General features: G+C 64.2%; 22 protein-coding genes. 17 read left to right on the top strand and 5 right to left on the bottom strand.

Annotated features, from left to right (window positions below; all coding sequences use genetic code 11):
- The first annotated feature begins 89 nt into the window (after window positions 1-89).
- The 6 genes from cfa to G3I74_RS01140 all read left to right on the top strand — a co-directional run bounded on the left by cfa (window position 90) and on the right by G3I74_RS01140 (window position 5,430).
- Window positions 90-1,238, top strand: a complete 1,149-nt coding sequence (gene cfa / locus G3I74_RS01165) for a cyclopropane fatty acyl phospholipid synthase (protein ID WP_164209267.1) — start codon at window positions 90-92, stop codon at window positions 1,236-1,238.
- Window positions 1,235-2,572 (top strand): FAD-binding oxidoreductase, encoded by a 1,338-nt coding sequence (locus G3I74_RS01160; protein WP_164209264.1) that lies wholly within the window; start codon window positions 1,235-1,237, stop codon window positions 2,570-2,572. Before cfa ends, G3I74_RS01160 begins: the two co-directional genes overlap by 4 nt.
- A gap of 41 nt (window positions 2,573-2,613) precedes the next feature.
- Entirely contained in the window at window positions 2,614-3,579 is a 966-nt protein-coding gene (locus G3I74_RS01155; RefSeq protein WP_164209261.1) for a zinc-binding metallopeptidase family protein, read from the top strand.
- A 13-nt stretch (window positions 3,580-3,592) separates the two neighbouring features.
- Window positions 3,593-4,186, top strand: coding sequence for a deaminase (locus G3I74_RS01150; RefSeq protein ID WP_164209258.1), 594 nt, complete (start codon window positions 3,593-3,595; stop codon window positions 4,184-4,186).
- A 189-nt stretch (window positions 4,187-4,375) separates the two neighbouring features.
- Window positions 4,376-4,834 (top strand): LEA/WHy family protein, encoded by a 459-nt coding sequence (locus tag G3I74_RS01145; protein WP_164209255.1) that lies wholly within the window; start codon window positions 4,376-4,378, stop codon window positions 4,832-4,834.
- A gap of 47 nt (window positions 4,835-4,881) precedes the next feature.
- On the top strand, window positions 4,882-5,430 hold the full coding sequence (locus G3I74_RS01140; RefSeq protein ID WP_164209252.1) for a manganese efflux pump MntP: 549 nt from the start codon (window positions 4,882-4,884) through the stop codon (window positions 5,428-5,430).
- 10 nt (window positions 5,431-5,440) lie between these two features.
- Here the strand turns inward: G3I74_RS01140 and G3I74_RS01135 are convergent, their stop codons facing one another.
- On the bottom strand, window positions 5,441-7,420 hold the full coding sequence (locus G3I74_RS01135) for a hypothetical protein (RefSeq protein WP_203594430.1): 1,980 nt from the start codon (window positions 7,418-7,420) through the stop codon (window positions 5,441-5,443).
- 25 nt (window positions 7,421-7,445) lie between these two features.
- The gene (locus G3I74_RS01130) at window positions 7,446-8,669 is read right to left on the bottom strand and encodes an ATP-grasp domain-containing protein (protein WP_164209249.1); all 1,224 of its coding nucleotides are present in this window, start codon (window positions 8,667-8,669) and stop codon (window positions 7,446-7,448) included.
- A 206-nt stretch (window positions 8,670-8,875) separates the two neighbouring features.
- On the opposite strand from G3I74_RS01130, the gene G3I74_RS01125 reads away from it, so the two are divergent.
- Genes G3I74_RS01125 through G3I74_RS01095 form a run of 7 tightly spaced genes read left to right on the top strand, consistent with a single transcriptional unit; the run spans window position 8,876 to window position 16,069 of the window.
- On the top strand, window positions 8,876-9,874 hold the full coding sequence (locus G3I74_RS01125; protein ID WP_203594429.1) for a serine hydrolase domain-containing protein: 999 nt from the start codon (window positions 8,876-8,878) through the stop codon (window positions 9,872-9,874).
- Window positions 9,871-10,062, top strand: a complete 192-nt coding sequence (locus tag G3I74_RS01120; protein ID WP_164209243.1) for a hypothetical protein — start codon at window positions 9,871-9,873, stop codon at window positions 10,060-10,062. Before G3I74_RS01125 ends, G3I74_RS01120 begins: the two co-directional genes overlap by 4 nt.
- A gap of 58 nt (window positions 10,063-10,120) precedes the next feature.
- Window positions 10,121-10,636, top strand: a complete 516-nt coding sequence (locus G3I74_RS01115; RefSeq protein WP_203594428.1) for a GNAT family N-acetyltransferase — start codon at window positions 10,121-10,123, stop codon at window positions 10,634-10,636.
- An 8-nt stretch (window positions 10,637-10,644) separates the two neighbouring features.
- Window positions 10,645-11,160: a DUF1643 domain-containing protein gene (locus tag G3I74_RS01110; RefSeq protein WP_164209240.1), complete on the top strand. Its 516-nt coding sequence runs from the start codon at window positions 10,645-10,647 to the stop codon at window positions 11,158-11,160.
- An 18-nt stretch (window positions 11,161-11,178) separates the two neighbouring features.
- Window positions 11,179-12,204 (top strand): efflux RND transporter periplasmic adaptor subunit, encoded by a 1,026-nt coding sequence (locus G3I74_RS01105; RefSeq protein ID WP_203594441.1) that lies wholly within the window; start codon window positions 11,179-11,181, stop codon window positions 12,202-12,204.
- On the top strand, window positions 12,201-15,431 hold the full coding sequence (locus tag G3I74_RS01100; protein WP_164209233.1) for an efflux RND transporter permease subunit: 3,231 nt from the start codon (window positions 12,201-12,203) through the stop codon (window positions 15,429-15,431). The genes G3I74_RS01105 and G3I74_RS01100 overlap by 4 nt, the downstream gene beginning before the upstream one ends.
- Before the next feature lie 26 nt (window positions 15,432-15,457).
- Window positions 15,458-16,069 carry a hypothetical protein gene (locus tag G3I74_RS01095; protein ID WP_164209231.1) on the top strand — a complete coding sequence of 204 codons (612 nt, stop codon included), beginning with the start codon at window positions 15,458-15,460 and terminating at the stop codon, window positions 16,067-16,069.
- A gap of 22 nt (window positions 16,070-16,091) precedes the next feature.
- Here G3I74_RS01095 and G3I74_RS01090 read toward each other — a convergent pair whose 3' ends face one another.
- Entirely contained in the window at window positions 16,092-17,603 is a 1,512-nt protein-coding gene (locus tag G3I74_RS01090; RefSeq protein WP_164209228.1) for an alkaline phosphatase family protein, read from the bottom strand.
- A 135-nt stretch (window positions 17,604-17,738) separates the two neighbouring features.
- On the opposite strand from G3I74_RS01090, the gene G3I74_RS01085 reads away from it, so the two are divergent.
- Entirely contained in the window at window positions 17,739-18,356 is a 618-nt protein-coding gene (locus G3I74_RS01085; protein WP_164209225.1) for a hypothetical protein, read from the top strand.
- Between the two features lie 95 nt (window positions 18,357-18,451).
- Window positions 18,452-20,479 (top strand): AsmA family protein, encoded by a 2,028-nt coding sequence (locus tag G3I74_RS01080; RefSeq protein ID WP_164209222.1) that lies wholly within the window; start codon window positions 18,452-18,454, stop codon window positions 20,477-20,479.
- Window positions 20,480-20,501: 22 nt separating this feature from the next.
- Here G3I74_RS01080 and G3I74_RS01075 read toward each other — a convergent pair whose 3' ends face one another.
- Window positions 20,502-21,728 carry a DUF418 domain-containing protein gene (locus G3I74_RS01075; protein ID WP_164209220.1) on the bottom strand — a complete coding sequence of 409 codons (1,227 nt, stop codon included), beginning with the start codon at window positions 21,726-21,728 and terminating at the stop codon, window positions 20,502-20,504.
- 70 nt (window positions 21,729-21,798) lie between these two features.
- On the opposite strand from G3I74_RS01075, the gene G3I74_RS01070 reads away from it, so the two are divergent.
- The gene (locus G3I74_RS01070) at window positions 21,799-22,779 is read left to right on the top strand and encodes a chorismate transformation FkbO/Hyg5 family protein (protein ID WP_164209217.1); all 981 of its coding nucleotides are present in this window, start codon (window positions 21,799-21,801) and stop codon (window positions 22,777-22,779) included.
- A gap of 23 nt (window positions 22,780-22,802) precedes the next feature.
- Complete coding sequence (locus G3I74_RS01065) at window positions 22,803-23,525, top strand: creatininase family protein (RefSeq protein ID WP_164209214.1); 723 nt, start codon at window positions 22,803-22,805, stop codon at window positions 23,523-23,525.
- 501 nt (window positions 23,526-24,026) lie between these two features.
- On the opposite strand, the gene hisIE is transcribed toward G3I74_RS01065, so the two are convergent.
- The gene (gene hisIE, locus G3I74_RS01060; protein ID WP_164209211.1) at window positions 24,027-24,635 is read right to left on the bottom strand and encodes a bifunctional phosphoribosyl-AMP cyclohydrolase/phosphoribosyl-ATP diphosphatase HisIE; all 609 of its coding nucleotides are present in this window, start codon (window positions 24,633-24,635) and stop codon (window positions 24,027-24,029) included.
- Window positions 24,636-24,675: the final 40 nt, after the last annotated feature.

Below are 24,675 nucleotides of genomic sequence, written 5' to 3'. Positions count from 1 at the left end.
GCCAGCGGCTCGATCAATCTGGGTCCGTAGGCTGAAAATCTCAGCATTCCGCGTTATGGTGTGGTGTACGCCATGCCAGGATGCAGCTTATGCCCCTGACTTCAGGCCGTTGCTCAAGAACTGATCTACAGCTCGCGTTGCGCCATGCAGACGTCGAACTTGGCGGTGAGCGGCCCTGGGATATCCAGGTTCGCAACGAAGAGTTCTATCGGCGCCTTCTGGCCGACGGCTCACTGGGCGCAGGCGAGTCTTACATGGAAGCGATGTGGGATGCTGAGCGACTCGACGAGCTTTTTTACCGTGTGATTCGAGCTGATCTTGCGCGCAAGCTCAAGATGCCAAAGTTTGTCGGCCAGATGGTGCTGAGCCGAATAACCAATATGCAGGCCCGCTGGCGCGCACGCAAAGTCGCGGAGCAGCACTACGACCTGTCGAATCAACTATACGAAGCCATGCTAGGGCCGACCATGCAATACACCTGCGCCTATTACGGCCCGGAAGGTGGTGACGCGACCCTGGATCAGGCCCAGCGCGCCAAGCTGGATTTGATCGCACGCAAGCTCCACCTGGAGCCCGGCATGCGAATCCTGGAGCTTGGCGGTGGCTTCGGGGAGTTGGCCCGCTTTCTGGCGGCTGAACATGGCTGCGAGGTGACCAGCTATAACATCAGTACCCGGCAGGTGGAGTATGCGAAAAAGCTGTGCCAGGGCCTTCCGGTGGAAATCCGGTGTCGGGATTATCGCGACGCTGCAGAAGAATCGCGCCAGTATGATCGCGTTTTGAGCGTCGGCCTGATGGAGCATGTTGGCCCGAAAAACTACCGCGGGTTCTTCGAAATAGCCAAGGCCCGGATGAAGGCCGGCGGCCTGGCGCTCGTCCACACTATTGGCGGTAATGCCAGTCGTGCAAGATCAGACCGCTGGATCAATAAGTACATCTTTCCCGGCGGCGTGATTCCGTCCGAGCTACAGCTTGCGCGCGCGAAGGAGGGTCTGTTTGTCCTCGAAGACTGGCACAACTTCGGCCCCGACTATGATCGAACCTTGATGGCCTGGGCTCAAAATTTTGACAACGCATGGCCGGAGCTTGAAAAGTCCGAGGGCCTGGACGATCGCTTTTACCGCATGTGGCGCTATTACCTATTGAGTTGTGCCGGTGCATTCAGAGCCCGCAGCCTGAATCTTTGGCAGATGGTTTTCAGTCACGGTGATGTGTCGCGCTATGTGCCGGTGCGATGAGTAAGGCTGCCTGGCACGAATACCGGACGCGTCTGGCCGCGCTGTCCAAGGCCCTTTCCGAGTCCAGCGGACAGGTTCGGTTGCGCAAGGCCACCAGCAATCTGTTCAGACCGCGCGAGGCGGGAAGCCGCACGGAACTGGACGTAAGCTCATTGAATCATGTCATCGAAATTGATACCCAGGCCCGTGTTGCCGACGTCGAGGGGATGACGACCTATGCCGATCTGGTTGAGGCCGCACTTCCCTGCGGTTTAGCGCCTGCGGTTGTGCCGGAACTGAAAAGCATCACGGTCGGTGGTGCCGCCACTGGAATTGGCATCGAGTCGAGCTCGTTTCGCTACGGTCTCGTGCACGACACGGTCGAGGAACTGGACGTGCTGGTGGCTGATGGTCGAGTGCTGACCTGTTCGCGCGACCACAACTCGAGACTCTTTTACGGTTTTCCGAACTCCTATGGCAGTCTAGGTTATGCCACGCGAGTTCGTCTTCGCTTGATTCCGGTAACGCCGCATGTGCGTCTTGAGCACGCTACATTCGACGACCCTGAAAAATTATTCGCCGCGATTGCCTCGGAGTGCGCCCGGCCTACTTGTGACTATCTCGACGGTGTGTGTTTCTCTCCTCGCGAGTTTGTCCTGACACGTGCTTACTTCGTCGATGTATTGCCGGCCGATAGCGATGCCAGCGACTATACCTGGATGCGCCAGTACTGGAGAAGCTTGCGCCAGCGGCATGAGGACATTCTGACCATTCATGACTACCTGTGGCGCTGGGATACCGACTGGTTCTGGTGCAGCAAGAATGTTGGTGCACATTTGGCGCCCGTTCGACTGCTGCTTGGCGCCAGCCGCCTGTCGAGCGTGACCTATCAGAAAATCATGCGCGCAAGCCGAAGGTGGCCGCTGAATTTGCTCCAGTGGGTCCGGCCGCGCACCGAGTCGGTAATTCAGGATGTCGATATCCCGATCGCCAATGCGGCAGATTTCCTGGCTGACTTCGACGCCCAAATCGGGATTCGGCCGGTGTGGATTTGTCCGCTGATTGTTCCTGAAAGCCGTTTCTCGCTGTTCAGTCTGCAGACCGATACCACCTACATCAATTTCGGGTTCTGGGATATGATCCGCTCGGCGGAACCCGATGGTTACTACAATGCTCGAGTGGAAGGCCTGGTGGCCAGACACGAGGGTAAGAAAAGCCTCTACTCGCGCAGCACCTACGACCAAGAGACGTTCTGGCAAAACTATGATCGAGCCGCATACAAGGCCCTCAAGAGCGAGTGTGATCCCGGGGGGCGATTTCCAGGCTTGTATGAAAAGGCGGTCCAGAGGCAGTAGGTTCGCTGTCATTACACTCATTTTCTACTGATTGACTGCCCATGCGCGTTTTTTCCAACCCGGTCGGTCCGGGGACACTCTGGTTTGACAACCTGGCGACGGCCGACGGCACGCCGGTGGGTTATGACCCCCAGGCCCGGGCGTTTGTTGCCTCTCCGCCGTATTGCGTCAATCGTGAGGTGATTGGCTGCAACTGGATCGCGCCGGAACCGGGTACTTTCTGCCGATCCTGCGCGATGACTGCGCTGGCGCCGGATCGCTCGATCCCCAACGCCGTCCCGAACTGGGCACTGACCGAGGCGGCCAAGCGCTGGCTGCTCGATAATCTTGGCCGCTGGAACTGGTTTCGCCCGGAAGATCGGGGGACTCGCCCGGTCTTCCACATGCTGGCCGAGGGTCCGACCCCAGTGTCCATGGGCCACATCGAAGGGGTGGTGACCATCAGCGTGGCCGAGGCCGACGAGGTGATCAGGACCACGCGCCGCCAGGCGCTGGATGAACCCTACCGCACCATGATCGGCCATATGCGCCACGAAATCGCCCACATGTTGTGGTGGCGCCTGAGTCTGCGGCAGGATTTTCTCGACGCTTTCCGCGCGCTTTTCGGGGACGAGCGCGCCGATTATTCGGCTGCGTTGCAGCGGCATTACCATAACGGCCCGCCGCCTGACTGGCGCAGCCATTACCTGACCAGCTATGCTTCATCGCATCCTCACGAAGACTGGGCCGAGACGGCAGCCAATCTCTTGCACCTGACCGACATCGCCGATAGTTTTGCGGCCTCCGGGCTGCAGTCTCCGGTCCTGCCCGAGGCGGGGTGGGATGCCTATTCCGAGACCGACCCGGCACGCCTGATTCATATCGCTGCGTCTTTGTCCATCGGGATCAATCACGTCAATCGCTCCATGGGCCTGTCGGATATCTACCCGTTCGTGTTGTCGGAGGCCGCGCACCGAAAGCTGGCCTTCGTGCACGAGTGGCTGCGCCGCGGGGCACTGGGTCGCTAAAAGGAGTTCGCCCGTGACCAGACTCATCGATGCCGAAAGCGAAGTGTCTGACGCCGTCCTGACGGTGATCGCACACATGCCGACAACCAGCCTGCCGGTGCTGATGGAGGCCGGATTTTGCCACCGCCTGGCCGATGCAGACCTCATGCGCATTGCCGTGTTGCTGGCGCAAAAAAGCTTTGATGAAGGCGGTTGCCCGATTGGGGCCGTAATCGTCGACAACGCCAGCCGTTGGATCGTGGGGAAGGGTCACAACACGCTGGTGCAGGAAAACCACCCCTACAACCACGGTGAGACTGCGGCCATCCGCGACGCCGGCCGGATCGATTTCAGCCGGACCACGCTGTATACCTCCTTGAGCCCCTGCGATGTCTGCGCCACCCTGCTCTACATGCGCGGTTTTGAGCGCGTGGTGGTCGGGGATGTCACCAATGCCGCGGGCAACGAGTCGGTGCTGCGCGCCCACGGCGTCCAGGTCGACGTTCTTCAGGACTCCTACGGGATTGAGCTCTACGCCCGCTATCGCCAACAGCGGCCCGACCTGGACAAGGAAGATTGGCAAGGCATTCGCACTATCGATCGTGCTGCCGATTCGAAGGCGACATGAAAACCATTGGACTGATCGGTGCCGTTGTTCGATACCACCATGCTGCATGCGTGCTGGGGTTTTCAGTGCCCGCCGCTTAGAATGGCGAGATGAACAAGCCGCTTTGTTGCTGTTGCTGTCGCTCCTGTTTGCCATTACGTGCCCGGGGCAAGCCTCGGGCTGGCGGCTTTCCCGATGGAGGATGATTAGATGCGTGCGTTGATTGTCGCGGTCTTGCTGGTGCTGACCGGTTGTGCTTCACTTTCGCCCTACCCCGATCCACCGACGGTGAGCGTCACTTCGTTTGCCCTGGCGCCGCAATCGACCGGGATGACGCCGCGCTTTCGCGTCGGGCTGAACGTGGTCAACCCCAACCGGCGTGAGCTGCCGCTGGTCGGCATGAGCTACTCGGTCGAGCTCGAAGGCACGCGGATTCTGTCCGGGGCGACCGCTGACCTGCCGGAAGTGCCGGCCTACGGTGCCGCCGACTTCAGCGTCGACTTAAGCCCTGACCTGCTGGGCAGCGCGCGCCTGTTGAGCGACCTGATGGGTCGCCAGCGTGATCGGCTGTCCTACAGCTTCTCGGCCCGGCTGGACGTTGGCAGCTGGTTGCCCGATATCCGTGTCGAAGAAACCGGCAGCCTCTCGCTCAACCCAGATCGACGCTGACGCCGGCCCGCGTGCGATCGTTCCGGGATTGACGGACGGAGACCGGAATGCTGTTGCAATTTCTCATCGTCGGGCTTGTTGTCGCCACCAACAACATGGTGGTCGCGCTCGCGCTCGGCGTGATGCGACAGAAAAAATATCGGCCCAGGATTCTGGTGGTGTTCGGAGCGTTCGAGTTTTTCGTGCCGCTGATTGGCGTCTGGCTGGGCTCGAACGTGGCCAGGATGATCACCGAACAAACCGAGTGGCTGGGCGCTGTCTTGCTGCTGGGGCTGGGTGTGTTCACCCTGTTCTCGGCGCGCGTGTCTAGGCGGGACCGCAAAAAGCTGGCCAGCGCGGTCACGACCTGGCGCGGCCTGCTGATGCTTTCGGCCGGCCTGTCGCTGGACAACCTGCTGGTCGGGTTCAGCCTGGGGCTGGGCGGAATCTCCCCGCTGGCGCTGGCCGGGACGATCATGGTGTGTTCGGTGGCCGCTGCCGCGATCGGGCTGCAGATTGGCCACCGCGTACAAAAAAACTACGATCTGATCGGGGCGCTGGTTTCGGGCACGCTGTTGATCGGCCTTGGTATCGCAATCATGGCCGGCTGGCTTTGAGAGCGCGTTTTTAGTCGGGTTCGGCCAGCAGATTCCAGGCCGTCGACTCGGACCAGCGCCCCTCGGCCCAGCTGGATTTCATGTGTTCGGCCACCTGCTCGAGTTCTTCGGCGCTCACGCTGGCGAGTTCGCCGTGCTCGAGCGGATCGTAATGGAAGATGTACAGGCGCGAGGCGAACTGCTCAAACGGCAGCGAGGATTCTCCGTATCGCTCGCCGTTGCCGGCGGTGCTCACGACCACCTCGTTGCCCCAGTCCTGACCGCTGTCGTTGTTGGGGTTATAGAAGAACACCCGCATCACCTGCTGCGGGTCGAGCGCCACCCGCAGGATGGTGATGGCGTGCCAGCCGACAAATCGGGCTGAACTGTCGGTGACGGCAATCCCGGCCGGCTGCGGATGGATCAGCGGCTGGTTGCCATTGTGGAACGGATGGTAACTGGCGTAGAAATGCCGCAAAAAGTCTCCAAGATCGACGATCTGTCCGGAAGCGACATCGACATTGATGCGAAAGCCCCGTCCCGACCACCAGCCGTGAAACTCGGGGTTGACCCAGCGGTGCGGGTCGCCCTCGCGGCCGCTGCACTGCCGGCCCATTTCGGCGTAGATCCGGTCCAGGTGCGGTACGACCAGGGCGGATACGGCATCCAGATCCAGCGGCGCGGTGGCGGCCAGGCCTTCGCCAACTTGCCGGGAGGAAATGGTCTGTCCTTCGAAGTGCATGATGATTTCGTCGTCGCGGGCGGCCCAGGCCACCATCTGCAGCAGGTAGTCCGGATCGTTGTAGGCCCACATCGACAGCGCGCGAGCCGACTGACAGGTCGGGTTGTTGCCCTGGCCGACGCCCAGCGGCTGGCCGAGAATGCACAGTACGCCTTCCAGCAATCGCACCTCCGGAGCGACCGCCTCACCAAAGCTGGCGGCCAGGCGTTGCCGGGCCTGGGGGCACAGGTGCAGGTTCAGTTGCCGCCACAGAGCCGGGGCCAGCGGCTGTTGGTAGAGGATGCCGCGCTCGAGCATCAGCGCCAGTCCGTAGATCGCCTGGGTCGTATGGGGAGAAATCGCCTTCTCGACCAGGACGTGCACCAGATCGCGGTAGCACAACAGGCAGTCGCGCCCGGTCGACGACAGGCCCAGGGCCTCGGCCAGCAGGTGATCACCTTGAGTCAGAAGGTGGCGGATCAGGACGGCGTGGTAGGCCGAGACCAGCCCGGTGTCGTGCATGGCGCGCGCACAGCCGCCGGCTTCCATCTGCAAAGCGCCGGTGTCCATGTGCTGCAGGCGCTCACGGTAGATGTCCACCCCCGGATCTTCGCGGCTGGCCTGGGTCGGGCCGAACAGGCTGCTGATCAGGCGGTCGGCGCCCTGCCCGCTGCTGCCCAGATCGATGGCCGGGTTGGCCTGGCAGATGGCGATCTGGGTGATCATCTGGCGGACAGGGCCGGTCTGGATGGGGCGTTGCTGAAGAATGCGCCAGATCTCGTCGATCAGGTAGTCGACGATGTGCTCGAAACCGATACCGTCGGCCAGGTGCTCGAGCACGGACTGGGCTATGCCGGCCAGGCGGCCCTGCCCGACCCGCTGCGCCTCGCCCGGCGGCGTGAACAGCAGCGTCAGGTTGGTCGCCAGGACCTGGGCGAGATAATGATGCGCCTGTTCGGCCGAAACGACCGGGTGTCGGTAACGGCCGCGGGCGACAGCGAGCAACCGCAACTCGCTGATTGCCTCAATGACAACGACATTGGCATCCGCACTGGTGAGCGAATGCTGGGTCAGCGAGGGCACCAGGCTCTGCGGGCTGTCCCAGTCTGAACCGGCAAACAGTCCCGCTTCCTCGATCGCTTCGGCGCGCGCTTCAATCGCGCTGCAGCCGTCCTTGCTCAGCAATACGCGCCGAGCCGCGTCCAGCACCCGCTGCACCCTGGCCGGCTTGGCGAATTCCAGCGAGTCGGCCAGCACCGCGAGGGCGTCGTCCAGGCGCGCCACCGCCACGCCGCTGGCGTCGCTATGGGTATCGTCAGATGTAGTAATCGAGCTCCTCCTGGCGCTTGAGTAGCTGGTGCAGTTCCTTGGGATCCTCACCGACAAAGTACACCAGGCCCCAGTGGGTGCCGAAGGCGGTTCGCTTGGTGACGGTTTCTTCCATCGGTGCGGTCAGTTCGTGCGACTCGAAGTATGGATGGTTTTCGGTTTCTTCGGGAATCTCGAGCCGGCTGACCACGCGCAGGCGAGGATAGACGCCGAAACACCCGGCATGGCCCTTGGCATCGACGACTTCGCGCGGGAAAAAGGCCTCGATTTCCTCGGTAGTGGTTTTCGGATCGAAAGCCAGGATCATGCCCTGGTAGGCGTTGAAGCCGTAGACGCGCTCCAGCAATTCGAAAACCTTGAATCCGGGCGGACGATAGGCGACTTCGCCAAAATACATCTCGCCGTCGCTGGTGACGAAGTATTCGGGGTGAATGAAGCCGAACTCGATGTCGAAGGTCTTGATCAGTTTCTCGACCTGGCGGGTGATCTGTTCGCGGTAGGACTCGAGCTCCGGCGAGGCCGGGACGTAGACCGAATAGCCCAGCGAAACGTACTCCGAAATATTGAGAAAACGAATCTTGCCCTCGTGGACCCAGGCCTCGACCGCGAACTCCCAGCCGTCGAGATGGGATTCCATCAGTGCCGGAAACTCGTCTTCGGGGATCGAGTCGACATCATCTGGCGTGCGGATGACGCGATGGCCCAGGCAACCGGCCTTGTCGAAGGCTTTGAAGTGGATCGGATCGTTCGGATCGCCGTCGAGCTTGAGCAGGGTCTGATTGACCCGGCGCAGAAAGCGGATCACGTCCTCGCGGTCGTGGGCTTCTTCGAAAATGCCGACCCGGATTCCACCGAGCTGGGCTCTGCGCTTCATCAGCGATTTATCGCGCATGAGCATGGCCTGGCCTAGCAGGCGCGGGTTATCCAGCAGCACGGAGTTAATCGCGCCGGCCCATTCGACGGTTTCTTCGTAGAGCGGAATGGCCACGTCCACGCCCATTTCCTGCAGTTGCTCGGCGATTTCCATCGAGCGGTCGTTGAGGCGCTCGAAGTTCCAGGCCAGATAGGGAATGTCGTGCTGGGCGCAGTATTCCTCGGCCCAGTCGGGGGCCACAACCACGTAGCGGCGGTCGAACTTGGCGGCCGCTTCGACCGCGTTGAGGCTCCAGCCAAGCAGAGCGACGTAACCTTTCTCGGGATCGTAATCCATGATCGGGGTTCCTTAGTCGTTTGAGTCAATCGGCCCGGCGTGTCTCCAAGACCGGACGGATCCAGCGACTCGGATCACCAGCGAACGGTCCGATAAGGGGCCAGAGCATACACGACGCTCCCTTGAACCGTTTCGGATGCGGGAATATCGGGCCAGTGCGATCTATGAGCCCGATGAGCCGCCGTCTTCGTGTCAGACTTTCTGCCATGGCCTTGATTTCGCGCTTCACAAGAACCGCTTTCTGGCTGGCGATTCTGTTGCTGATCACGCCGGCGTTGCCGGCGGACAGGTCCGTGATCGAGCAAGCCGAGCGCATCGATCGTCTGCACAGCCTGCTGGTGCTGCAGCGCGGCGAGCCGGTGATCGAACTCGTGCGTGCCGGGCCGGGTCTGGATCAGCCGGCGAACATCAAATCGGTCTCCAAGACGGTTCTCTCGGCGCTGGCCGGTATCGCGATCGATCGCGGCGTCCTGACCAGTCCCGACCAGCGCCTGGTCGAGCTGCTGGGCGATCGAGTCCCGGACGACGGGATCGCGCCCTGGGTAGCCGAGATCACGCTGGGGCATGCCCTGTCGATGCAGACCGGGCTGAGGAGCACCTCGGGGCGCTATTATGGGCGCTGGGTGCAAAGCGCCGACTGGGTGGCCCATGTGTTGACCCGCCCGATGGTTGACCGGCCCGGGGGGCGCATGATCTATTCGACCGGCTCGACCCATCTGGTCTCTGCGGCGCTGACCGCGGCCAGTGGCAAGAACACGCTCGCGCTGGCGCGCGAATGGCTGGGACAGCCCATGAACGTGAGAATCCCGCCGTGGCTGAGGGACCCGCAGGGCGTCTATTTCGGCGGCAACGACATGCACTTGAGCCCACGCGCCCTGGCCCGCTTTGGTGAGCTTTACCGTCGCGGTGGCCGGCTGGACGGCCGCCGGATCCTGTCGGCCGACTGGATTCGCAAGTCCTGGCAGCCCAACGGCCGCTCACCCTGGACCGGCGACGACTATGGCTACGGCTGGTTCATTACCGAGATTGCCGACCGGGCGACTTACTACGGACGCGGTTTCGGCGGCCAGGGCTTGTTCGTGGTGCCCGAATCCGCGCTGACTATCGTGATGACTGCCGATCCCAACCCGCCATCGCCAGGTGGGCGCCATTTTCGCCATCTGCGCGAGCTGGTCGCGCTGATCATCGAGGAGTTCAAGCCATGACCCCATTGCATTTTGCCATCGCGGCCCTGGTGCTGCTGCTCGCCGCCGGCGGGCTGGTGCTCTCCGGGCGCATCCAGTCACCCCGTCGCCGGCTGGTATCGCGGATCATGATGGTGGTGGTGACGGCCTTGCTGATGCTGCTTGTCGTGACTGTGCTCGGGGCCGCTACGGCGCTGCCCCGTTTCTGAACGTTTTGCGCCCTGCGCTAGGCTTGACTACACAACAGCACGATTTGCGACACGGATCATGAACAAAGTCGACACCATGGTGATTCGCCGCGCGCTCGATCGGGACGTAGCCGATATCGTCAAGATCTACAACTACTACATTGAACACAGCACAGCGACCTTCGAAGAAAAACAGCTGTTGCCGGAACAGCTGGCCGGGCGCATGAATGCGGTCGCCCAGGCCGGCCTGCCCTGGCTGCTTGCAATGCGCCAGGGCGCTGTTGTCGGCTATGCCTACGCCACCCCATGGCGAGAGCGCACGGCCTATCGCCATTCGGTCGAAGTCAGCGGCTATGTCTGCCCGGACCAGACCCGCGGGGGCACGGGGTCACAGCTTTACCAGGCCTTGATCGAACGACTCGAGCGCTGCGGCAAGCGCAGCCTGATCGGGGTCGTGACCCTGCCTAATCCGGCCAGCGCGGCGTTTCATGCGAAGATGGGGTTTGTCAAGGTTGCGCATCTGGAACAGGTCGGCTTCAAGTTCGGGCGCTGGCTGGACGTGGGCTACTGGCAAAAACTTCTTGGAGGCGGATGAGAAGGTCGATGTTTGACGTCTATCTCTGCAACCGTCGCGACAGTGCCCGCTACCTGCTGGGCAAGTCGGGCGAGCGCATGCTGGTTGTGGTCGGCCTCAATCCCAGTACCGCCAACCGCGAGCACTCGGATGTCACCGCCAGCAAAGTCGAGCGGGTCGCTCTGAGTCATGGTTACGATGGCTTCGTGATGACCAATCTGTGTCCGCTGCGCAGCACCGATCCCGAGGCGCTGCCCACAAAGGTCAGCGATTACCAGCTGCGTCAGAACCAGCGGGCTATCCTCGAGTTCGCCGCCGCTCAAGCCGATCTGCAGGTCTGGGCGGCCTGGGGCAGCGGCGTTACGCGGCGCCCTTACCTGTTGCGGTCCTGTCGCCGACTGGGTCGTGCCATCAGCGGGCTGGGCGGGCGCTGGCTGCATTTCGGGCCGCTCTCCAAGGGCGGTCATCCCCGTCATCCGTCGCGCCTGAGCTATGCCTGGCAGTTCGGAACGTTTGATCCGCTGGTTTATACAAGTAAACTCTAATATAATGACGAGATGAAGATGATCTCTTTTGAACAAGGTTTCTTGATCGTTGCGGGCCTGCTTCTGGCGGGCAATCTGCAGGCCAATGACTGGGTCACAGCAGAGCGTGGGCCACTGGTCGAGCACCTGCGCCTGGACGGGGTGATCGAAGCGGTCCAGCAGAGCACGGTTTCGGCCCAGACCAGCGGTACCGTGGTCGAGCTGCCGTTCGATGTCGACGATGTCGTCGATGCCGGTCAGTTGATTGCCCGCCTCGACGATACCGAGCAGCGCGCCCGCTTCAACCAGGCCCGGGCGGCGCAGAACGAGGCCGAATCCAGCCTCGACGACGCCGAGCGCCAGTTTGCGCGCATCGAATCCTTGCTGGATCGCGGCGTGGCGACCCAGGCCGAGTTCGATAATGCCCGCAATGCGCTGGCGGCTGCCCGCGCGCGCCTGAACCAGGCCGAGTCGGCCGTGGCCGAAGCCGAAGAGCAGTTGGACTACACCCGCGTCACCGCGCCCTATAGCGGCATCGTCACCGAGCGCCATGTCGAACTGGGCGAGGCTGTCTCGGCCGGCGCCCCGTTGCTGAGCGGGTTTTCGCTCGAAGAGTTACGAGTCGCGGTTTCGATCCCGCAACAGTTCGCCGAGCTGGCCCGTCGCGAGCGTCGGGCCCAGGTATCGCTCGACGATGGTCGGGTGTTGTCGACCGGAGAGATGACCTTTTTCCCCTACGCCGATCCGGCCACCCACACCTTCCGCCTGCGCATGGATCTCGAAGAACCGGACGGCACCCTGTTTCCTGGCATGCTGGTGCGCGTCAACGTGCCGCTGAGCGAGCGCGAAGCCCTGCTGATCCCGGAGTCCGCCCTGTTTCGCAAGGGTGAACTGCGCGCGGTCTACGTCCTCGACGATCAGGATCGTCCGCGCCTGCGCCAGGTCCGCATCGGCAGCCGCGTCGACGGCCGGCTGGAAGTGCTGGCCGGCCTCGATGCCGGTGAGCGCATTGCCGCTGATCCGCGCCAGGTCTTCAAGCAGGCAGCGGAAGGAACAGCGCCTTGAGCGAAAACGGCCGACCGCTGGGCATTTCCGGGCGCATCGCGCGCCTGTTCCAGGATGCCCACGTCACCCCGCTGCTCGCCCTGGTGGGCCTGCTGGCCGGGATGCTGGTGGTGGTCATCACGCCCAAGGAAGAAGAGCCGCAGATCGATGTCACCATGGCCGACGTCATCGTCGCCTTCCCCGGCGCCAGCGCTCGTCAGGTCGAGCATCTGATTGCCACGCCCGGCGAGCAGATCCTCGACGAGATCGAGGGCGTTGAGCATATCTATTCGACGTCCGCCCACGGCCGGGCGGTGATCACGGTGCAGTTCGAGGTCGGCATTCCGCGCCAGGAAGCCCTGGTCCGGCTGTACAACCAGGTCTTTTCCAACGAGGACTGGTTTCCGGCCGATCTCGGCGCGACGCCGCCCGTGGTCAAGCCGCTGGGCATTGACGATGTGCCGATTCTCAGCCTGACGCTGTACGATCCCGAAGGCCGCCAGAGCGCCGAGGATCTGACCCGGCTCGCGCGCGCTCTGGAAGTGGAGCTGAAACGGGTTGCCGGCACCCGGGACGTGTACACCATCGGTGCCGTACCCGACCGGGTGGATGTGCGTTTCGACCCCGCCTTGCTGAACGGTTTCGACCTCAGCGTAGCCGACCTGAGCGAAGCCATCCGCGCGGCGAACGCGGCCGGTTCCGAGATCCGGGTCACCCGCGATGGGGTCTCGATCCCCGTCGAGCCCGGCACGCCGCTGAGTGAAGTCGATGCCGTGGCCAACCTGGTGGTCGGCATGCGCGACGGTGCGGCGATCTATTTGAACGATGTGGCCACCATTGACCGGGGCGAGACGGTGCCTGACAGCATGGTTCAGGTTGGTTTCGGACCCGGCTCGCCGGAACATCAAGGCCGGATTTTTCCAGCGGTGACCCTGGCGATCGCCAAAAAGCCTGGCGAAAATGCCGTCGTGATCGCCGATGCGGTCCAGGAACGCGTGGAGATGCTGCGCGGCCGGGTGATCCCTGACCACACCGGCGTCCTCGTCACCCGCGACTACGGCAAGACCGCCGGCGACAAATCACGCAAACTCATCAGCGACCTGATCATGGCCACGGTCTCGGTGGTGCTTCTGGTCCTGGCGGCCATGGGCTGGCGCCAGGCCCTGATCGTGGGGATTTCGGTGATCGTCACTTTGCTCGTCACCCTGGTCTTCTCATGGGTTTGGGGTTTTACCCTTAACCGGGTTTCGCTGTTTGCCCTGATCTTTTCCATCGGCATCCTCGTCGACGATGCCATCGTGATCGTCGAAAACGTCAGCCGACGCCTGCGCGCCACCGGCCGGGGACTGCGTGAAGTCATTCCCGAGGCCGTCGACGAGGTCGGCACGCCGACCATCATGGCCACGCTGACGGTCATGGCTGCACTGCTGCCCATGGCGTTCGTGACCGGCTTGATGGGCCCCTACATGAGCCCGATTCCGATCAACGCCTCGGCCGGCATGGTGATTTCCCAGATCGTTGCTTTTGTTTTGGCGCCGTGGCTGGCCGTGCGCCTGCTGCGTCACGAAAAAGGGATGGACCGCGGTGACGGGGGTGGCGGCAGCTCGGCGGCCCGCGGCGTCAACAAGCACGTGCTGCAAGTGTTCCGCCGCATTCTGAGCCCGTTTCTCGGCGACCACGCCTGGCGCCGGCGCGGCCTGGCGGCCGGCATTATCTTCCTCACCCTGGCGGCCGCTTCGCTGCCGGTATTCATGGCGGTGGTGCTGAAGATGCTGCCCTTCGACGACAAGTCGGAAATGCAGGTTGTCATCGACATGCCAGAGCACACCCCGGTCGAGCAGACGCTTCGGGTACTGACCGAAATGGGCCGCTTCCTCGAAGATGTGGACGAGGTGTCGGACTGGCAGGCCTACGCCGGCACCGCTGCCCCGATCAACTTCAACGGCCTGGTTCGGCAGTACTACCTGCGCTCGGAGCCCTGGCAGGGGGATCTGCAGGTCAACCTGGTCGACGATCGTGACCGCCAGTCCCACGATATCGCGCTTTCCCTGCGTGCGCCGCTGACCGAAATCGGCGAGGCGTACGGCGCGGCGGTCAAGATCGTGGAGGTGCCGCCGGGCCCGCCGGTGCTGTCCCCAGTGGTGGCCGAGGTTTACGGGCCCGACCACCAGGCCCGCACCAGGCTGGCGCTTGAGCTGGCCGAGCGCATGCACGACATCGACGGCCTGGTCGACATCGATACCACCGTGGTTGCGCCCAGCGAAAGCTGGCAGGTCGTGGTCGATCGCGATCGCGCTGCCCGCCTCGGTGTTCACCAGGCCCAGGTGGTCGAGATGCTCGAAACCTCGCTGGGGCGCAGCAGCGTCAGCTATCTGCACGACCCCTATGCCAAGCACGCCGTGCCGATCCGGGTAATTCTCGACGAGGGAATGAAGGCCCAGGTGTCGACGCTGCAGTCGCTGTCCGTGCGTAGCCGCGACGGCGAGCTCGTGCGCCTGGCCGACATCGCCAGCTTCGAGTCGAGCGAGTGGCCCGGGGTGATTCAGCACAAGAACCTCCTGCCGGTGACCTACGTGACCGCCGACATGGCCGGTGAGGTTGACTCACCGCTCTACGGTATGTTCCGCATGGCCGCCGAACTGCGCGACGACGCCGAAGGCCCGGACCAGTATTACATCCGCCAGCCCGACTGGCCCGACCGGCCGGCGCTGAAGTGGGACGGCGAATGGCAGATTACCTACGAAACCTTCCGCGACATGGGGATTGCCTATGCGGTTGGCGTATTCGCGATCTTTTTCCTGCTGGTCGCCCAGTTCCGGGCCTATGTCATGCCGCTGGTGGTGATGGCGCCGATTGCCCTGACGCTGATCGGCATCATGCCCGGCCACGCGCTGCTGGGCAAGGAGTTCACTGCCACCAGCATGATCGGGATGATCGCCCTGGCCGGCATCATCGTGCGCAACTCCATCCTGCTGGTGGTCTTTATCCGCCAGCTGCTGGAGGAAGGCAAATCGCTGAACGAGTCGGTGATCCTGGCCGGTGCGGTGCGCATCAAGCCGATCGCATTGACTGCGATCTCGGCCATGGTCGGGGCCGCGTTCATCCTGACCGATCCGATCTTCAGCGGGCTGGCGATTTCGCTGATCTTCGGCCTGGCGGTCTCGACCTTGCTGACCGTTTTGGTCATTCCGCTGTTGTACTATGCGTTCATCGGCGAAAGCGAGGTGGCCCACCTGCGTCGCCGCTGATTTCACCTCAGACGACGCGATCACCGATGAATTTCCAGATACCGCCAGCTTGGCGTATCGCTTTCGTCCTGGCCGGGCTGACGGTCTTGATGCCGGCCAGCGCTCTGGCTGACTCGGCCGACGAGGGCTATTGGCACCTCGGCGTCTACGGCGGCAAGGCGGGCGAAGAGCGCATGCTCGATATTCTGACCCGACTCAATACCGGCTTCCGCGACGCCTGGCTGGTCGCCGTGGCGCCGGCTTACGTCTACCGCCGCACCGAGCGCTGGCGCTTTGAGGTCGAAGGCCAGGTGGTCAAGCATTTCGGCGATCAGGACCACTGGGAGTTCAATGCCGCCTGGCTGGCGCGCTGGATGCGCTTTCCCTGGAACGACCACGTCGATACCCGGGCTGCGCTGGGCGTGGGCGTCTCTTATGCCACCGAAATCCCGGTTGTCGAGCCGCGGGCCAAGCTTGAAGAAGGCGAGAGCCGGAAATTTCTCGGCTACGTGGCCGTGGAGATCGAGCTGGCGCCGCCGGGCGGCAGCGCCTGGTCAGGCTTCGTGCGCCTGCACCACCGCTCGGACGCGTTCGGGCTGTTCCACGACCAGCGCGGCGGCTCCAACTTCATCACCCTGGGCCTGCGTCGCCGGCTGTGATCTGCCCTTTCTGACGGCGGCTTCAGCGATTGGCAATCAGCAGGCGGCAGTTACGGAATTGGCGACCGTCGATTTCCGCGCTGGCGCGCCGGCCGTCGGTGGTAAAACGAAGGTCAACTTCCTCGAAGCGGCGCCCCTTTTCTGCCGTGACCTGGTCCAGCACATGGACAGCGTTATCGTGGTGCAAAGCCATGTGCGCCGGCCCCATTCGCGCCTGCAGCGTCTCGGCCTGGCAGTCGTAGACTTGTTCTTCGACGCTCAGCGCGGTGCGGCTTTCCAGGTAGGGTAAAAAGGCCGCGACCGAGCCATCGTTGGCGGCCGGCCTGAGTTCGAGCAGGTGCGCGATCAGGTCATAGACATCCACCGAGCGTACCGCCGGACTGCGGCTGCCGGGGGCGATTCCCGGGCCGCGGATCACGAACGCGCCGTGCATCTCTGCCAGAGCGGGATCCCATCCGTGCATCCCGTAGAGCGAAAACTGCCGCCGGCCCATCATGTGCGGGCGGTTCGAGATCATCCACTCCAGGTCCGCCTCGGCCAGTACGTCCGGAACCCGCTGGTGGTCATCGAAACGATAGCGGGCCGGAATGTCCTCGCGGGCCCAGACCCGCAGGTGCGGATGGGCGCCGTCCAGCGCCGAGACGATCTCTTCGGCCGGCATGTCGGTCGCCCAGATCTGGGCGGCGGGGCCCCAGTCCGAGACCCGGACCCGGCTTAAGTCAAGGTAGTCGTCGAGCATGATGTACTGGTCGAAATCGACCCGGCTCATGCCGTGGTCGGAGACCAGGATGATGTTCATCTGGTCGAATAGTCCGCGCTCTTCCAGGCCGTCGAACAGGATGCCGAGATGGCGGTCGACGTCGATGAGCGCATCGCGCACCGGATCGGCCAGCGGGCCGTGGCGATGGCCGGCCGAGTCGACCACGCTGAAATACAGGGTCAGCAGGTCGGGACGCTGGTCAGCGGGCAGATCGACCCAGTCCAGCAGAGTCTCAACCCGCTCCAGGTGCGGGGTGTCGCCGGCATAGGGTTTCCAGTGGCTGGGCCGCACGCCCTGAATCCGCGCCTCGGAGCCTGGCCAGAAGAACGTGCCTGCGGTCAGACCCTGGTTTTCAGCCGTCACCCAGATCGGCTCGCAGCCGTCGTACCAGTAGCCGTCGCTGACCGCGTCGCGGTTGCCGAGCGAGAAGCGGGCATCACGGACCGGGTCCCACATGTTGTTGGCGACCACGCCGTGGCGTCCGGGATGGCAGCCGGTCACCATGCTGTAGTGGGTCGGAAAGGTCTTGGTCGGGAAGACGTGATGCAGGCTGTCGGCCTTCAGCCCACCGTCGACCAGCCGATCCAGCGCCGGGGTGTCGGCCAGGTCGAAGTAATCGTGGCGAAAGCCATCGATGGAGATCAACAAGACCGGTGCCGGGCGCTCGGCTTCCGGCACCTCGCGGGTCCCCTGGCAAGCGCTCAAGCCCAGCAGGCTGAATGACAGCAGGCAAAATACAATCGGCAGTCGACGCATGATCACGTATCGGCGCATCAGGGGATCAGGACAAATTATAGTCGCACCGGCCCCTGACAGACCGGCGACAAGGCCATCGATTTTCTTCGGAGCCGGGTGGCAGTCCAGCGTGCCGAAATTCGTTACTACAGTGGTTAACTGGGAGAAAAACGTATGCCAAAAATCCTGCTGGGTTGTCTGATCGTCCTGGCCCTGGTGGTCGTGGGTGGCGGCACCGTCGGCTATTTCATGGTGTTCAAGCCGGCCTATGAATTTGCTTCTGACGTTGGCAGTTTCTCGACGGAATTTGCCGAACTCAATGAGCAGATCGCGCGCGAGCCGCGCTACCAACCGCCGCTGGAGGGCATGCTCAGCGCCAGCCAGTTCCAGCGTTTCCTCGCCGCACAGCGCGATATGCGCGCCGGCATGGAAGGTCGCTTGAACGAGCTTGAAAACCAGTGGCAGGCGGTGCGGGCCGAGATCGATCGCCAGGAACGCGACCCCAACATCGTCGAGATGGTGACGGCCTATCGTGACCTGGCCGACCTCGTTCTCGAAGCCAAGCGCCAGCAGGTGGAGGCTCTGCAGGCGCATGAGTTTTCGCTCGAAGAGTATTTGTATGTTCGCAATACGACCTACCGTGCCCTCGGCGAGGAAATCGCCGTGGCCAGCTTCGGTCAACAGGGCAACCCGCCCATGGCGCGTGAGCTGCCCGACGAGGTCCTGGAAATGGTCCGACCGCATCGCGAAGAACTGATGGAGAGTTACGTGCTGGCCTGGTTCGGGCTCTAGCGCGGCAGCAGCTCTTGCGCGCGCGCCGGGCAGTCGAAGCCGGCTGGAGGCGGCTGGGTTAGGCTGTCGGTATCGGCTTTCGACTGGAGACCGGCATGATGCGCAAGATCCTCTACATTCTGGCCGGAGCATTGGCCCTGCTGATCGTGGTCGTCGCCGGGCTCGTCGTGCTGGTCGAGCCCGACGACTATCGCGCCCAGATTGCCGAGCGGGCCAGCAGCGCGCTGGGTCGGGAGGTCCAGCTGGACGGCCCCTTGAGCCTGCGCCTGTGGCCGCGCATCGCCCTGGACATCCGCTCGCTCAGCGTCGCCAACCCCGCCGGCTTTGCCGAGGCCCCGGCGCTGGTCGAGGTCGGCCAGGCGTCGGTGAGCGTGGCCGTCTGGCCGCTGCTGCGGGGCGAGCTTGATATCGGACAGCTGCGCCTGCGCGACGCGACCGTCACCCTGGTGACTGCGCCGGACGGCAACAGCAACCTCGAGGGTTTGCTGGCCGAGCCCGACTCCGACGCGGTAAGCGAGCCTGCGCCGGATCTCGAGGGTCTGTCGCTGGCCGGGCTGGAGCTTGAAAACGTCGCGCTGCAAATATTGGATCTGGGCACTGACGAGGTGGTTCACGCCCGCATCGACGAAATGACGCTGGGGGCGTTTGAGCCCGCCGTGCTGGCACCGCTGAGCGTGCGCGCCAGCCTGCTCGATCAAGACAACGAAGAACAGCTCGCTTTATCGCTGCAGGGCGGTTTGCGCGTGGCCCGCGACGCGAGCCGCATCGACCTGGAAGACGCCCGCAGCGAGTTCGCGATGGGCGCAGCCGGTCTCGACGGCCAGGCCAGCGGCAGCGGATCGATCAATCTGGGCGGTGAAGTGGCGATGCTTGAGCTGCGCGATTTTGCGGCCGGGCTTGATCTGGACGATCGCTCGGTGACCCTGGAGGCGTCCGAAACGCTGACGATTCGTCTGGGGGATCCGGCGAGTGCGGAGATCGCTGGCCTGGAGCTGGCCGTCAACGGCCAGCCGCTGGCTGTTGCCGGAGGCTTTTCGCTGGGTGATCCGCCGACCGCCGAGCTGACCGTTGCCGGCGAGGCGCTGGATCTGCGCCCCTGGCTTTCTGCGCCTGAACAGTCCGGTGAGGACAAAACGTCTTCGCCGGCAGCGGCGAGCGATTACTCGGCGCTGATCGGGCCACGACTGAACTTTGGGCTGGCGCTCGATCGACTGACCCTGAGCGATGACCTGATCTTGCGCGGGGTCGATGCCCAGGCCACGCTGGTCGACGGCGTGCTGACCCTGGAACCGGTCGAGGCGCAGGGTTTGAGCGGTCGCTTCAGCGGCCGTGTCACGGTCGATTTCAACGCCGCTCCGCCCGAAGTGCGGATGAACCCCCAGTTGACCGGTATCGATGTGCAGCAGCTGGTCCGCCTGCTCAGTCCCAGCGCCCCCTTGCGCGGCCTGGGCGAGATGGATCTGGAGCTGCGCTTCCAGGGCACAAGCGCGGCCGAGATCCTTGCCAGCCTCGACGGTGAAGGCCGCTTCAGCCTGAACGAGGGGGCATTGCTGGGGGTGGATCTTAAGCGCCTTATCGACGAGGAAATCACCACGAGCCGTCTTTCCAGGATCCAGCAGGCGTTCGGCGGAGAGACGCCGTTTGAGAACTTGAGTGGCCGGATTCAGGCCGACGCCGGCGTGCTGTCCTTGCCCGGTCTGCGCCTGGAAGCCGAGGGCTTTGATCTGTCCGGCGGCGGCCAGATGGACCTGGCCGCCGGCGACATCGCCTACCAGCTCGAACTGGCGCTGGGCCAGGCGCTAAGCCAGCGCCTGCCGCGCGCGCTGGCGCGGGCGACCGACGGGGTCATCCCGCTGACCATCGCCGGCCCGATCAGCCGGCCAATGGTGCGGGTCGATCTGGCCGCCATTGCCGAAGGCGCCGTGCAGCGCGAACTCCAGGATCGGCTGTTCGATCGTCTGCGGCCCGACGAAGAAGCGCAAAGCGAGACCGCGCCCGACGGTGAGCCGGAGCAGGAAGCGCAAGCCGAAAGCCCCGGACGCACCAGCGATCTGCTGCTGCGCGCCCTGCGCGAGCGCCGCGAGCGCGATCAGCTACCGCCCGAAGAGCCGCCGGAGAGCTGAGCGCGGCCGGCCTCGGTCGGTTTCAGGCGCTCCGGCGCATGGGCTGGCGCTGGCCGTAGGTCAGGCTACGCCATAGCCATTCCGCGGGGCCGAAGTGGAATCGCTGCAGCCAGACCCGGCTCAAGGCCACCTGGGCGGCAAAGAACGCGAGCGCGAGCAGAGGATGCAGAACCCGCGGGATCTCGTTCCAAAAGCCCAGGCCGTGACCGTAAAAAACCCAGGTCCAGACCAGCGACTGGCACAGGTAGTTGGTCAGCGCCATCTGCCCGGCCGGCGCGAGAAACCGCAGTCGCGCGCTGCCCAGCACGACCAGCGACAGATAGGCCAGGGCCAGCAACAGCGCCCCGATCGCGGTCAAGGTCATGCCGGCGGCGACGCTGAGGGTGGGGACGGTGGCGTTGGCGCCGTGCATTATCGCGGCGCCGGCGATGGCCAGCGGCAGGCCGAACAGCAGGCCGCGCGAGCGCCAGCGCCGGAAAAACAGCCGGTGCTGATCAGGCTGGAGCAGCCGCCGGGTCACGATCAGCCAGCGCCCGAGCAGGAAATAGCCCAGAATCGGCGGAATCCAGAAAACGAAGTTGGCGAGCATGAAGCGGCCGTCGTCCAGGCGCTGGCCGACGTTGTCGACCCAGCTGCCGGACGCATGGATCGCGGCCGCCTCGGCCACGCTTTCCTGCAGGTGCCGGGCATCGGCCTGGAAGTCGGCGACGATCGAGGTATACAGCTCCGGATCGCCCTGGGTTGCCCAGATGGAAAGCGCCGCCAGCCACATCAGCAGCATCGGCAGGGCAATGAACGCCAGCGCCCATTTCCACAGCCGCCGGGCCGGGGTATGGCGAAACAGCGCCACCATCACAAAGCCGGTGAGCGCGTAGACCAGAAGAATGTCGCCGGACCAGATCAGCACCAGATGTGCGGTGCCGAAGACCAGCAGAATCAGCAGCCGGCGCAGGTACCGGCCCCAGAAAGGGGCGCGCCGCGACTCGGCGCGTTCGGCCATCAGGGCAAAACCGGCCCCGAACAGCATCGAGAACAACGGATAGAACTTGCCTTCAGCCAGGGCCCGGATCAGCCAGTCCACGGCCAGGCCAAACCCCTGCAGTTCCGGTTCGGCGCCGAGCACGATCGCCTGAAGCGGCCGGGTGAACCACTGGAAATTGACCAGCAGAATGCCGAAAAGGGCAAAGCCGCGCAGAACGTCGAGGTGTTCCAGGCGGTGCTTTACGGGTTTGACCGGGGAGACAGCCATGCCGTGCATCATAGTCGACGATCAGGCCCCTGACACGGTCGCTTTGCCGGCGGCGGGGTAGAATGTGGAGATGTCTCACGCGACTCAGTTCTCGCCGGATCGAAACGGCCAGCATGCCCTGCGCCTGGCCGCGGCCGGCGCCGGACAGCAATCGCTGATCAACTTTGTGTTTGGCGGCGGTCGACCGGTGTGGCCGTCCAGCGATATCGGGCTGGAATGGCTGGGCGGCGACCTTCGCTGCGAGCAGTGGCTGGCCGGAGCACCGGTGCGCTTTGGCAACGGTGATCAATGGCATTGGTCGCGCAACGCCGACCTGCTGGCTGTGGCGTTGAGCGCCCCCGATCAAGGCGATCCGGCCAAGACCACGGCGCGCTTTTATCGCGAGCTGATCGGGACGGTGCGCTCGGCCGGCTATCCGCACCTGCTGCGAATCTGGAACTATCTGCCCGATATCAACGGCGGCAACGGCGACAACGAGCGCTATCGCCGGTTCTGCGTCGGGCGCGGTCAGGCCCTGGCCGAAGCCGGCCTGGAGGATGCGCGCATGTGCGCGGCCACGGCGATCGGCAGCCAGGACGATCATTTTCGGCTGTTTGCCGTTGCCGGCCGATCGCCGGGCCAGTCGGTTGAAAACCCCCGCCAGGTCAGTTCCTGGGAGTACCCCAACCTGTACGGCCCGAGGAGTCCTGCTTTTGCCCGCGCGACCGCCGTCGACCTGGCCGACGGCCGGATTGCCTTGCTGATCTCCGGCACCGCCAGCGTGGTCGGGCACGCCACCGCGCACCCGGGCAATGTGCTGGCCCAGACCGACGAGGCGGTCAGCAACCTGGCCGCGCTGCTGGCCGAAGCCGCCAGCGATCTCGACCGACCGGGCCTGGCCCGGTTCGGAGAAGAAGCCGCGGCCCGGGTCTACGTGCGCGACCCTGCAGACTGGCCCGCGGTTTACGGACGTTTGCGCCAGCACTGGCCCAGCCTTGCCCTGGCCGGCTTTCACGGTGATATCTGCCGGCGCAACCTGCTGATGGAAATCGAGGCCTGGCACTGTGCCTGAGCCTTAAGTTCGAGGAACCCGGCATGAAGCTCCAGCTATCGACCTGGCCCGAAATCGAGTCCTATCTTGAGCGCTCGCGCTGCATCGTCGTGCCGATCGGCTCGACCGAACAGCACGGCCCGACCGGCATGATCGGCACCGACGCGCTGTGCCCGGAGATCGTTGCCGACGGCATGGCCGAGCAGCGCGAACTGCTGATCGGACCCACCCTGAGCGTCGGCATGGCCCAGCATCATCTGGCTTTTCCGGGCTCGATCAGCCTGCGTCCGTCGACCCTGATTCGGGTCGTGGTCGACGTGGTCGAGTCACTGGCCGGTCACGGCTTCGAGCAGATTTTCTTTCTCAATGGCCACGGCGGCAACATCGCCACCGTCCAGGCCGCGTTTGCCGAGTTCTGGGCCCGGTCCAGCTTCGCTCGCCGCGACAGCGGATTGAACCTGCAGCTGCACAACTGGTTCCAGGGCCGGCGCGTGGGGCGCCTGTCGCGCGAGTTGTTTGGCGACGATGAGGGCAGCCACGCCACCCCCTCGGAGATCTCGCTGGTGCTGTCGGCCTACGCCGAGGCGGCCCGCACCGTCGCCCTTCAGCCCGAAAGACCGCCCAGCGGCCCGATTCGCGATGCCCGCGACTTCCGTCGGCGGCACCCCGACGGGCGCATGGGCGCGCGCTCGGAGCTGGCCAGCGTCGAGCATGGCCGGCGCATCTGCGAAGCGGCCGTGGCTGATGCGCTTGATGCTTTGGGGTGATTATGGTGGCCGGATCGGGTGGCGGCGGACGGTTCGCTGCCTCCGGTGGGCATCGGCGTGGGAAAAGTTGGCTGAGGTCGTGGCGTTCGGCTGCCCGCGCCGTCGCGCCGGAGGGCGTTTACGCTGCCAGCCCCTGATCTTGCGGATTTAGTTCGCGTAGAGCGGAAAGCGCGGTGCATAATTCCGCGCCGCCTGCGGCAGCGAACCGTCCGCCGCCACCCGATCTGACAGGCTGGAGAGGGTTTGTTTGTCCTGTTTTCAACCACCAGCCCGTTCAGGCGGGGAGGGGTAGGTGCTGCCTCCGGGCTTCGGGCGCGGACCAGCTACAGACCTTGACCGCTTGCTGGTCAATCATCGGGGTTCAATAAGGGCAGCGAGCTTTAAAGTTTGACCGGCCGAAATGTGGCGGGCAGCCAAGCGCCGCCCGAGCCAGCCGCTCCTACAAGGCCGATCGCCCGACGGCCGGAGGCAGCACCTACCCCTCCCCGCCCGGGCACCCCGCTATCCGCGCCGCCGCTGCAGCTCCGCCAAGACCTCGTCTAGCGAGCTGCCGGCCGCGCTCAGGCAGACCAGCAGGTGGTACAGCAGGTCGGCGGCTTCCTCGTCGAGCTTGGTGCCGGTCACGGCGGCCAGCGCCGTTTCCACGCCCTCTTCGCCGACTTTCTGGGCGCAGCGCGCCAGCTCGCCCTGGAGCAGGCGGGTGGTGTAGCTTTGTTCCGGATCGCCGTCGCGGCGGCTTTCGATCAGCGCCTGCAACCGGGCCAGCAGCCCGACCGGCGGCCAGTGGGTGTCGCCGAAGCAGGTCTGGGTGCCGAGGTGGCAGGTCGGCCCGTGCGGGATGGCCTGAACGAGCAGGGTGTCGCGGTCGCAGTCGCCGGCCACGTCGACCAGCTCAAGTACGTGGCCGGAGGTCTCGCCCTTGGTCCAAAGCCGCTGCTTGCTGCGCGAATAGAACGTGACCTGACGCTCGGACAGAGTCTTTTCGAGCGCCGCGGCGTTCATGTAACCGAGCATCAGCACCCGGCCGTCACGGGCATCCTGGACGACGGCCGGCAGCAGCCCGTCACCCTTGTCCCAGTCCAGCGTTCTAGCTTCGTCTGCCGTCAACATAGATTAACCTGCTTTTATCTGCGTTCATCCGCGTTCATCT

It is taken from the genome of Wenzhouxiangella limi (genome assembly GCF_010499265.1).
In the GTDB taxonomy this organism is placed as follows: Bacteria; Pseudomonadota; Gammaproteobacteria; order Xanthomonadales; family Wenzhouxiangellaceae; genus Wenzhouxiangella; species Wenzhouxiangella limi.
The sequence above is the reverse complement of the archived record's forward strand: the minus strand, read 5'-3'. Positions and strand labels throughout refer to the sequence as shown.